This window comes from Chitinivibrionales bacterium, from assembly GCA_035516255.1.
GTDB lineage: Bacteria > Fibrobacterota > Chitinivibrionia > Chitinivibrionales > FEN-1185 > FEN-1185.
On the sequence record DATJAL010000038.1, the window covers coordinates 1 to 11,410 of the forward strand.

Below are 11,410 nucleotides of genomic sequence, written 5' to 3' on the forward strand. Positions count from 1 at the left end.
ACGCGTATCTCGTTCACCGTGATGCGGAAGTTTTTCGGCAGGCCGCGCAGACTTGCGTTATCGGAAAGCGACAGGGGCGTTTTCGCGATGCACACGGGTAGATTGCCGTAGCCGTGCTTGGCGGCGAGTTCGAGCTCCGCCTTGGTGCCATGGTCGAACGTCACGCCGCCCGCGCCGTACACCAATTTCGCGACCGTCTCGATTTTTTCGGCAAGCGGCATGCTGAGCGGATAGAGGCAGGCGAGCTTCTTTTTCCCGTTTTTGTCGATGCTGCGGAGCACCGCTTCGGCGAGCGCCGTCGCGCCCTTGCCGCCGTCGCGGAAATGCGTGGCCATGGCCGCCTCAACGCCCTGCTGTTCGCAGAACTTTATTATTTTGTCAAGGTCCTTGGGCTTATCGCCCTCAAACTGGTTGATGGCCACCACGGGCTGCAGCCCAAACAGCCTGATGTTCTCGATGTGCTTGCACAGGTTACCGAGGCCCGCATCGGCAGAATAGCCTCCGTGGTATTCCACGGCGCGCGTGGTGGCCACGATCACGGCCGCCGAAGGGTTGAGCCCCGAAAGGCGGCACTTGATATGGAAGAATTTTTCAGCGCCGAGGTCTGTCCCGAACCCGGCCTCGGTCACCACGTAGTCGGTGAGCTTGAGCGCCATGCGCGTGGCGATTGCCGTGTTGGTCCCCTGCGCGATGTTGGCGAACGGTCCGCCGTGTACGAACGCGGGCGTGCCCTCCATGGTCTGCACCAGGTTGGGGTCAATGGCGTCGCGCAAAAGCACCTGCATAGCGCCCACTGCCTGGATGTCGGACGCGAATACTCGTTCGCCTTTATAGGTGTATGCCACCACCATCCTGCCGCACATGTCGCCGAGATTGAAGAAGTCCCTGCACAAGCATAAAATTGCCATGACCTCTGAGGCAGGTGTGATATTGAAACCGTCTTTTCGCGGGATGCCGTTTTTCACGCCGCCCAAGCCCACCACGATCTCGCGCAGCGCGCGGTCGTTCAGGTCTATCACGCGGCGCAGTACCACGCGCCTCGGGTCGATATTGAGTTCGTTGCCGTGTTGAAGGTGGTTGTCCACCATTGCCGCGAGCAGGTTGTTCGCTTTTGTCACCGAATACATGTCGCCGGTGAAATGCAGGTTTACTGCCTCTGCAGGAACCACCTGCGACCGGCCCGCGCCTGTTCCGCCGCCCTTGATGCCGAAATAGGGACCCAGCGACGGCTCGCGCACGCAGATTGAAGACTTCTTTCCAAGTTGTCTCAACGCATCGCCCAAGCCCACGGTTGTCGTGGTTTTTCCCTCGCCCTGGGGCGTGGGCGTCATGGCCGAAACAAGAATGAGGCTGCCGTCCGGACGCTTTTTGCGGCTTTCGTATTCCGCAAGCGGCACCTTGGCAATGTAATGGCCGTGCAGCAGCAATTTGTCGGAATCGAGCCCGAGCTCCTCGGCGACTTCAACCACCCTGCGCGGGGCGAGGCCGTTTGAGCGGTTTTTTGGGTCTGGCATGGGTTCTCCGAAAAATCAATTATTTACCTGTTGTCCAAGAAAAATTCACCGCAAAGACGCAAAGAGCGCAAAGAAAATAATGATGTCGCTAAATAATAATGATTAAAGATAGCGTATGGGGTGGAGGAAATCAACTACTACAGTCTGTATCAAAACTCAAGAGAAGATATAGGCGGCCTTATCACTTAAAAATTTATTGGTGGGGGAAGTTTCCCCCTGGCCCCCGGCTTCCAGCGCTGCGCGCCGGCGATCCGGGGGCACACCCCCTCCTGGGTGCGGCCGGGTACCTGACGTGGCAAGATTCATCGTTCCGCTGGGCGCACCCGCGAGCGTTAGTTGATAGGTAAACAAGCCTCGCAGCAGAGGTGGTTTCCGCTGGAAAACACTTTTTTATCGGGCAGCTTGCTGCCGGAAGGGTTTGTATGTATAATAGGTAAAGAAAAGGCCATTTGAAAAAGGTCAGGCCCCCGTCTCCTCGTGGGAGAGAGGCAGGGGATGAAGTTACAATGAAAAATAAAAAAACGCCCCCCTGAATTCATAACCAGGGAAAACGCCATGATAAAATTTCCCGCCCTTCTCATTGCCTTGGCAACCCTCCTGCAGGCCATGCCGTCGGATACGTGCAACCAGAATACATGGGTTACCAATGGGCCGGTATATGCTATTGCGCCTGCGGGGGACAAGGTGTACATCGGCGGCGGATTTAGCTGGGTGGGACCATACACCGGTGGTGGGGTTCCTATTGATTCTTCAACAGGCGCGCTAATGCCTTCATTTCCTAAAATCAATGGAACCGTATTTGCCGTTTGCCCTGATGGCAATGGCGGTTGGTTTGTTGGTGGAAATTTCACATCCGTTGGCGGCGTGGCGGCCACCTACATTGCGTATATTTTGCCCGGCGGAAGCTTGAATCTTGCCTGGAACTCCAGTGCGAACAACGTAGTCCAAACAATTTTTTGATTAAATTTATATGTGCACAAATAAATAAAAGGCCTTTTATGAAATCGCATATTGCAAAAATAACGATTTTACATTTAATAATTGCCGGCCTTAGTTTTGGACAAGTTTACTGGAATAGAGATTGGGGGGGCTGGGATCCATATCCAATTACAGCAATTGTGCCTTCACTGGACGGCAATTATATCGTTGCGGGAAACGCTTATTCCTCTCAGGATGATATCCTTCTTAAGAAGATAAGTTATACAGGTGATTTTATATGGACAAAAACTTATGGGGAGGGGGACACGTCAATATCCGCTGGAGCCGTAACATCAACCGCAAGCGGGGATTTCATCATTGTTGGGGAGCAGCGGCCGCCCACGAGCGTTCCCACGAACCTCTACGCTTTAAGGATAAATCCCAATGGTGACGTTATCTGGACAAAAGTATATAAAAGAGACAATTTCTGGATGATGTCTGCAATTATGTCAACCAATGATGGAAATTTCATTGCCGCGGGGAACATTTTTTATGGAATTTATATTCTTAAAATAAAGCCTGATGGGGACACCATGTGGACGAAAACATTCTCTTTCCAAAATGAAAATCAAGTTTTGGCAATGACTAAAACGCCTGAAGGAGATTTCATTCTCGCGGGGTATATTACTTCTTCAACAAATGCAAAAGATGTCTATCTGCTGAAGATTAGCAATGATGGCGATTCGATTTGGTCGAAAACATACGGGGGAGCAGATTATGATTACGCCAATGCCATCACCCCAACCCCGGACGGGAATTTTATCGTGGCAGGGAACACAGGCTCATTTGGTTCTTATTCCAGCCTCTATTTTCTAAAAATCAAACCCGATGGGGATACGGTCTGGACAAAAACCTACCCTATTTCTTATGGTAGTGTTAGCGCCAGTGCCATTATACCAACACAAGACGGAAATTTTTTAGCAGCGGAGGGCCCCATAATAATAAAGATTAAACCCAACGGCGACACGATTTGGACTAAGGCCTATTACTTCCGACCTGATGATGCTGCCGCTGCCATGGTTCCTGCACAAGACGGAAATTTCATCCTTGCGGCATTTTTTGGAGAGTGTAGTTCCATTTGTTTGCTAAACGGTGTGCTTTTTTCCATTATAGACGACCGTTACGCCTACAAAAACATCCCCTTCTCCTTCAAAATCCCCGTCTCCGGCGACTCGACAAAATACACCTACACCCCTCTTGAAACACCAGCTGGCATGGCCGTTTCCGCCGGTGGCACCATTTCCTGGACGCCGACAACGGATTCCGTCTACATGGACCATGTAGAATTCGCCGTCTCAAACGGCACCACAATAAACGACACACTCACGTTTAACATATTCGTCAACAACAAGAACGCGGCAATCAAAGATCCCCATTCGTTAAAAAGCTCGGTTAACCGCGTGCATGTTTCCGGTATCACAGTAAATTCTTTTTCGTCATATATTTCATTTACTATTCCCAATGAAGCCGCCGCTCTTGCCATTTATGACATCCGAGGCAACCTCGTTGCAGAATTGCCCGTCATAAACAATACCGCTGTCTGGCGTGGGCAAATTGCCGCAGGGCGGTATTTCGCACGTGCGGCTGACTGGAAAAAGAATTTGATGAGATCGTTTGTGGTGGTGAGGTAAATATGAAACTGTTTTCACCCCTATCCTTGTGGGAGAGGGGCCCGAGGTAAGGTTACAATGAAAAATCGGAAAAAGAAAGAATTCATAAAGAATAAATCTGTTGCGATCAGATTGATTTTAGCGGCATTGGTAATCATGACACTGGCGAGTTTCGGAATGGGGCAGAGTTACTGGAAGCGGGCATATGGAGGACAAATTAATCCACCTGTTTCGGCAATAGTGCCTATCTCTAACGGCAATATAATCAATATTGGAGTAAGTAGCGATCTCTTTATTTTTAATATCAAACCAAACGGCGATACTTTATGGGCTAAATTCTATCCATGGAACTTTATAAATCAGACAGGAGATACGATTGTTAGTGGAATATATTCCGTAACTCCAGATAAAGCTGGGAATTTAATTGCTTTAGGGTCAGTTGTTCAGGGTGAAACTGAGAAAATATTATGTCTGCTCAAAATTGATTTAAATGGCAATATTCTTTGGTTGAAAAGGCAATATGGAATAGGAGTAACTTCCTTTGATTTTTATTATGGCATAACTGCAACACAGGACGGGAATTTTATTGTAGTTGGTACAAATGATCAACTCAACGTTTTTTTATTAAAAATTAATTCTGATGGAGATACAATTTGGACGAAGACGTTTAATGACAGCATTGATTTTGGTCATGATATAGTGCAGACACCAGACGGAAATTTTCTTGTTGTTGGAAGTAGCATCAGGAAAATTAATTCGGATGGGAGTATCGCCTGGAAAGAAACATATCAAGGAGATTTTTTCAACCGCGTTCTGCAAACTAAAGATGGAAATTTTATCGCTGTGGGCAGCAATGTTATAAAAATTAATTCTTATGGAGATACAATTTGGACAAAAAAATCATGGGTCAGCAATATGGGAAGTGCGAATGCAATAGCTGCAACGCAAGATGGAAATTATTTAATCGTAGGTGGACATGTACTTACTAAATTCGATTCTAATGGGAGAATTATATGGTCTAATTGGATTTTTAATACTCCTGATTTCGACTTAACCAATGCAATTAACATTTCACCAACAGCAGATGGCAATTTTATTGCTATGGCCTATACTGGAGTCAATTCTTCTCTGGTTTTTTATTATAATTGGATTTTCTCAATTATCGACGACCGCTATGGCTATAAAAATATTCCTTTTATATTTAAAATTCCCGCTTCTAGCGATTCTCTCGCATATAGCTATACCCCTCTGAAAGTTCCTTCAGGTATGATAGTCTCTAAAGGCGGCACCATTTCCTGGACGCCAGCAACTGATTCAGTCTACATGGACCACGTAGAATTCGCAGTCTCAAACGGTTCGTCCATAAACGACACATTGACGTTTAATATTTTCGTGAACAGCAAGGACATTCCGGTAAAGCAGCCAATTCCTATTTCATCCATAAATCGTGCTTGCTTGCACATAAGCAACATGTGCAATCTTTCAAGTGAATCAATTAAAGTTTCCTACTCGCTTCCCAAAGCCGGAGATGTGACGCTGCGGGTTTATAACCTTAACGGGCGTTTGCAATCAGATCTCGTGAACAAATATCAAGCCGCGGGGAATTATTCTCTGGGGTTGAAGCGGGGCAGCCTTGCCACCGGCGCCTATGTGGTTGCATTCCGCGCCGGCGATTATCATCAGGAAAAAATTATTTCGTTGATGAGATGACCGACCGTTAGGCTATCAATCATCAGTCATCGGGAGATTGCCGCATCGCTTCACTCCTCGCAATGACACCTCCTTAATTTACGAAAAAACAATTCATCACCTATATTTTTCCAACCATTCATTTCCATGCAGGCTTCAATAGATTAATGCCGGAAAAATAGTCATAAACCAGCTATTTTATGACTAATAATTAGTCTTGTGGAATGAAGCGACAATGCGCGGCTGTGCCGTTCAAGAACACACGCCGGAGAAAACAAGAATACCACAGAATTACACCATTGACTTTATGGCGTGAATGATTTCTTCAGGCGGTCCAACAAAAATATTTTTTTCGATCGGATAGGTATCCTTGACCGGTGCGGCAATCCAGGCGTGCGTGATTCCAAGCTCCTTGCAGGAGCTAAAAAAACCTTTTTCCGCGACCGGCGCGGTTGAAGCTTTACACTCCACGGCAATAAGGTTTTTTCCGGATTCAAGCACCAGGTCTATTTCATTACCGTTGCTGTCACGGTAAAAAAATGCCTGCACGCGCGGAACCGCGGCGGCTATCTGCTCCACGACAAAACCCTCCCATGACGGACCGTAATAAGGATGTCCGAAAAGGTCGTTCATAGTCTCAATCTTTAAAAGGGCATGAAAAAGGCCGGAGTCGCGGACATAGAGCTTTGGGGATTTCACGAGGCGTTTTTTAAGATTTATACTGAACGGTGGAAGTTCGCGCAGCAAGAAAGTCCTGTTCATCATGGTTATATAGCTACGTATCGTATTATGACTCACGCCCAGCGATGAACCGAGCCTTGATAGATTAAGTACGCTACCGCTGGCGTGGCTGGCCATTATCCAGAAACGGTGAAGCTGGTCTGAGGAGGTTTGGAAACCCAGCGAAGGGATGTCCCGCTCCAGAAATGTCATAATGAAATCCTCGCGCCATTCGATGCTTTCACGATCGTTGTTTGCCAGCAGGCTGCTGGGAAATCCTCCGCGCATCCAAAGCGTGTCCCGCGTTATGCCCTTTGCCGGACCGCATACCTCCTCGAGTGAAAACGGGGTCAGCTCCAGATAGGCAATGCGGCCTGCCAGAGATTCGGAGGATTGCCTGAGTAACTCGGGCGAGGCTGAACCGAGGATCAAAAACATGCCTTTTTTTGCCTGCTCGTCCACAATGCTCCGTATCAAAGGAAACAGGTTCGGCTTGCGCTGAATTTCATCCAGGCAAATCAATTTTTCCGAGTTGATCCTGAAAAAAGCCTCCGGGTCTCTCAAACGGTTAAGATCAGAAGGCCTCTCAAGGTCCAAATGCAGGGTGTTCTTGCGACGCGATTCAATGGCTTTTGCAAGTGTGGTTTTGCCGCATTGACGCGGCCCGAGAATCGCCACAACCGGCATAGCCGCCAGACGCCGCTCTATTTCCTTTTCCAGGTAACGGGGAATATATTTATGCATATTGTAAGTATAACTTACAATATGCATAAAGACAAGGGGATTTTTAAACCAATGCTCAGGCAATGATTTCCAACAAAAATCGATACGCACAGGATATATTGACAGGTATGTAACATCCTATACCCATAAAAATCTTCCTTAAAAAATCATCCGACTTTTGTTCTCCCGCTATAATTGCAAATAATTCCTTGTACCTATTGTAACCGCACTTCATCGTAAGATATTTTGGACATAGAAAATCCATTCACGGACTCATCAGAGAAAAAATCCAAGAGGAATACAGCATGAACGAACCCCTCGGCATCAACCCAGACCTCCTTGCCACCCTGTCGCACCAGCTCAAGTCGCCGGTCACCACCGTCGAGTCGCTGCTGAAAACAATTTCCGACGGATTCACGGGCGAGACGAACGCGCACACGCTGCAGTTCATCGCCAAGGCCATCGCAAAGACCGGCGAGGCGCGGGCGCTCATCGCGGACCTGCTCAATTACCAGGCATATTCCGATGCCAAAAAGATCGACAAGGAGGAGGTTGACATCGCAACGCTGGCCGCGGAGGCTGCAGCGTCGTTTGCGGCCGAGGCGTCGGACAGGGGCGTGTCGCTGCGCATCAGGATGCCGCAGAAAACCGCCGTCATTGCGCTGGCGAACAGCCGCGGCCTGTCCATCGCGTTCAGGAACATCATTGAAAACGCGGTCAAATATACGCCCGCCGACGGTTACGTGCTTGTCAAGCTCGCCGTTTCTGAGAAGACCAGGCGCGCCGCGTTGCAAGTGACGGACACCGGATACGGGATACCCAAAAAGGACCTTGGCGGGATATTCAGCCCGTTTTTCCGCTCGGTCAAGCATCGCGCGACGGTGCCGGGGACCGGTCTCGGCCTTGCGATCGCAAAAACCATTGTCGCCGCCCACGGCGGCCGAATTTCCGTTTTGTCAAAAGAGGGCGCGGGCAGCACATTTAAAATCTCGCTGCCGTACCGGGCGCTGCGCGCGGCAAAAGACGCCGGCAGGGAAAAAAAGCGGGTGGTCATCATCGGAGGGGTGACCGCCGGGCCCAAGGCGGCGGCGCGCCTGCGGCGGCTCGACGAGCAATGCGACATCACCATCATCGAGCGCAGCGAGTTTCTGTCGTATTCCGGGTGCGGCCTGCCGTCATACATCAGCGGCAAGGTGCAGTCACCCAAGGCGCTCATGTCGACCGCGGACAACACCGTGCGCGACATCCACTTCTTTGAGTCCATAAAAAACATAAAAATTTTCAACCGGACCGAGGCGGTGGCGATCAACCGCAGCAAAAAGACGATCACGGTAAAAGACCTTGCCGCGCATGACGCGCGCGACATCCCCTATGACGTGCTGGTGCTCGCCACGGGCGCAGACTCGTTTCTGCCGCGTATTCCGGGCATCAGGCAGAAGGGAGTGTATTCGCTGCACCGCATGGAAGACGCCGAGGCAATTAAAAGCGAGTGCACGGTCGGAAGCGCGCGCGACGTCTGCATCATCGGCGGCGGGCTCATCGGCATTGAAACGGCGGAGTCGCTCATCGAGGCGGGCGGCCGCGTCACCATTCTCGAAAAAGAACGGTGCATTCTGTCGAGTTTGTTCGACGCCGAATTCGCGGGAAAAATCCAGAACGCCTTTAACCGGAAGGGCGTCAAGATAATCACCGGCGTTTCGATCAGGCGCATCGCGAAACAGGATGGAAGGCTCGCGCTCGCCACCGACCAGGGAAGGTTCGCCGCCGACCTTGTCATCCTGTCAACAGGCGTACGTCCGAATTCCGCGCTGGCGAAAAAAGCGGGCCTCAGGCTGAGCTCCATCGGTGCCGTCCGGGTGAACAGCAGGCTTGTCACATCGGACAAGAATATTTACGCCATCGGCGATTGTGCCGAAAGTGTGAATTCAATAACCGGAAGGCACGAATACTGGCCGCTCGGGTCCATCTCCACGAAAATGGGGCGCATCGCGGCCGACAACATCGCGGGCAGGAAATCGGAGTTCCACGGGTCCATCGGCACGGCCATGTTCCAGAATTTCGGCCTGAGCGTCGCCCGCACCGGCCTCACGCTCGCGGCCGCGCTCGCGCACGGGTTCCTCGCGAAATCGGTCGTGATCACCGGCCTTGACAGGGCCCATTATTCCCAAAACGCGGCGTACGTCACGATAAAGATCATCGCTGACGCAAGAACAAAGGCCGTGCTGGGCGCGCAGGCGTACGGCAGGGGAGACGTGGTGCGCCAGATACAGGTTGCGGCCTCGGCCATCACGAGCGGCCTTACGCTTTCCGGCGTGTTCGGCCTCGACCTCGGGTATGCGCCCGCGTTCAACAATCCCATCGGCCTCGTGCAGACCGCCTGCCTCGTGCTCGCCAGCAAAATCGACGGCTTCATGAACACCATGACGCTTGAACAGTTTGATCGCGAAAAGGCCGGCCTCCGCATCATCGACGTGTCGCCGTTTTCGGAGCACGTCGCCGGCGCCCTGCCGGGCAGCATCAACGTGCCGCTGGAAAACCTGAGGCGCGAGGGCATACCGTTTGACAAGAAGGAACGGTGCGTGCTCTACAGCAGGACGTCCTCGCGCGCGTACGAGGCCTACCGGTTCCTCGTTACAAAAGGGTACGGCCGGCTCTCTATTCTCGAGGGCGGGTATGTTTACTGGTCGGAATGAAATAATTAAAAATGATTATATCTGGTGGGGGAGGCTTCCCCTCTTGGGGTGCAGCCGGGTACCGCCCGTTGCAAGTCCTAGCGTTCCGTTGGGCGCCCCCTTGAAGCGACCGCCGATAAGAAATTAAAGTTTCGGATTGATTGGAAATTTTTGCAGATGATTTTTGAGAGCCGCGTAGTGGCTCAATATTTGTAGCCCGGGACATCCTCCCGGAAATTCCAATGGCGTAGAATATATTCCCCTCTCCTGTGGGAGCAGCGTGGCCCTGAGGGCCGGGGTGAGGTTACGGGCGAATTAAAATCAAATCAATTTCTGAACCCTTGCTATCAACTCCTTCGGATCAATCGGCTTCACATAATACTCATCCACCGGCAGCCAGGCCTGGTCGCCCGCTTCGGACCTGAAGTCCATGCCCGTTTTCCGGTCGACGTTGGTGATCACCATGATTTTGACGTTCTTTAATTTCTTTTGGGATTTGATCTCGCGCGCCGCGTCGAAGCCGGCGTTCATGGTTTCCATCATCACGTCAAGGATCACGAGATCCGGCGTGAAGGTTTTCAAAACGGCAAGGCCTTCCTTTTTGCTTCCCGCCTGACGACATTCGTACGCGGTGGAAAGCACGGTGGTCATGACTTCCCTGAGTTCCTTGTCGTCGTCGATGATCAATATTTTTTTCATGGAAAAAACCTTTTGTGTAAAAGTTTTTCTGGCCGCTGACCGGCATATTCCGAACTCCGGCCGCTCTTTTCTACGCCCGTCCGAGGTATTTCTTTTCGTCGGTGCTTATCTTCACCACGTCGCCGGTCTTGACGAACAGAGGCGCCTGGATCACCAGGCCCGTTTCGAGCGTGATGGCCTTGGTGACGTTGGTCGCCGAATTCCCGCGCACCGCCTCGGGGGCTTCCGTGACCTTCATCTCCACCGACGCGGGCAGGTTGATGAGAAACGGCCGGTTCTCAACGAACATCACCTCATAGACCTGGTTGGGCACGAGAAAGTCGATCACGTCCTCGATCTGCTCCTTGCGCAATTCGTGCTGATCGTAGGTCTCGGGGTCTAAAAACACATAGGTGCCCTGGTTGTCGTAGCTGTAAATCAGGTTCTGGAACCTGTTGTCGAGCATCTCGAAGTCCTCGCCCGTGCTGCAGCGCACCGGGATCATCTTGCCCGTGGTGAGGCTGCGCAGCTCAAGCTGGGCGAAGGCGCGGTTGTTGGGCGGCGTGCGTACCACGCATTCGATCACCAGGAATATGTCGCCTTTGTAGCGGAGAACGTTTTTCTTCTTGATCACGTTCGGGGTGGCCATTACGGTTTCCTCCTTGAAGATAATGCCGGGCCGCGCGCTTTGGTGCCGCGCGATTTTACTCATGATCCCGTAAGCACCATTATTAATGGTACATTCAGCTGGGGAATCGAAGCGGTAAAACTATCGGCCGTGGTAAAAATACTATTTCCGCCCGGTGCAATGCCATTTCCAATGTAT

At 51.1% G+C, this 11,410-nt stretch carries 8 protein-coding genes; 4 read left to right on the forward strand and 4 right to left on the reverse strand.

All coding sequences use genetic code 11. The features are described 5' to 3' along the window. Positions 1 to 1,514 (reverse strand): formate--tetrahydrofolate ligase (locus tag VLX68_11090; protein ID HUI92781.1); only part of this gene is annotated, 1,514 nt, incomplete at its 3' end. Between the two features lie 555 nt (positions 1,515 to 2,069). On the opposite strand from VLX68_11090, the gene VLX68_11095 reads away from it, so the two are divergent. The 3 genes from VLX68_11095 to VLX68_11105 are packed head-to-tail and all read left to right on the forward strand — an operon-like array spanning position 2,070 to position 5,812. Then, positions 2,070 to 2,474 carry a hypothetical protein gene (locus VLX68_11095; protein ID HUI92782.1) on the forward strand — a complete coding sequence of 135 codons (405 nt, stop codon included), beginning with the start codon at positions 2,070 to 2,072 and terminating at the stop codon, positions 2,472 to 2,474. Positions 2,475 to 2,512: 38 nt separating this feature from the next. After that, complete coding sequence (locus tag VLX68_11100) at positions 2,513 to 4,123, forward strand: putative Ig domain-containing protein (protein ID HUI92783.1); 1,611 nt, start codon at positions 2,513 to 2,515, stop codon at positions 4,121 to 4,123. 57 nt (positions 4,124 to 4,180) lie between these two features. After that, entirely contained in the window at positions 4,181 to 5,812 is a 1,632-nt protein-coding gene (locus VLX68_11105; protein HUI92784.1) for an aryl-sulfate sulfotransferase, read from the forward strand. 270 nt (positions 5,813 to 6,082) lie between these two features. Here the strand turns inward: VLX68_11105 and VLX68_11110 are convergent, their stop codons facing one another. Then, positions 6,083 to 7,345 (reverse strand): ATP-binding protein, encoded by a 1,263-nt coding sequence (locus tag VLX68_11110; GenBank protein HUI92785.1) that lies wholly within the window; start codon positions 7,343 to 7,345, stop codon positions 6,083 to 6,085. Positions 7,346 to 7,539: 194 nt separating this feature from the next. On the opposite strand from VLX68_11110, the gene VLX68_11115 reads away from it, so the two are divergent. Continuing rightward, a complete protein-coding gene (locus tag VLX68_11115) occupies positions 7,540 to 9,927 on the forward strand; it encodes an FAD-dependent oxidoreductase (protein HUI92786.1) in 2,388 nt (795 codons plus the stop codon). A 300-nt stretch (positions 9,928 to 10,227) separates the two neighbouring features. On the opposite strand, the gene VLX68_11120 is transcribed toward VLX68_11115, so the two are convergent. Continuing rightward, positions 10,228 to 10,605 (reverse strand): response regulator, encoded by a 378-nt coding sequence (locus VLX68_11120; protein ID HUI92787.1) that lies wholly within the window; start codon positions 10,603 to 10,605, stop codon positions 10,228 to 10,230. Positions 10,606 to 10,675: 70 nt separating this feature from the next. Further along, on the reverse strand, positions 10,676 to 11,296 hold the full coding sequence (locus tag VLX68_11125; protein ID HUI92788.1) for an elongation factor P: 621 nt from the start codon (positions 11,294 to 11,296) through the stop codon (positions 10,676 to 10,678). Positions 11,297 to 11,410: the final 114 nt, after the last annotated feature.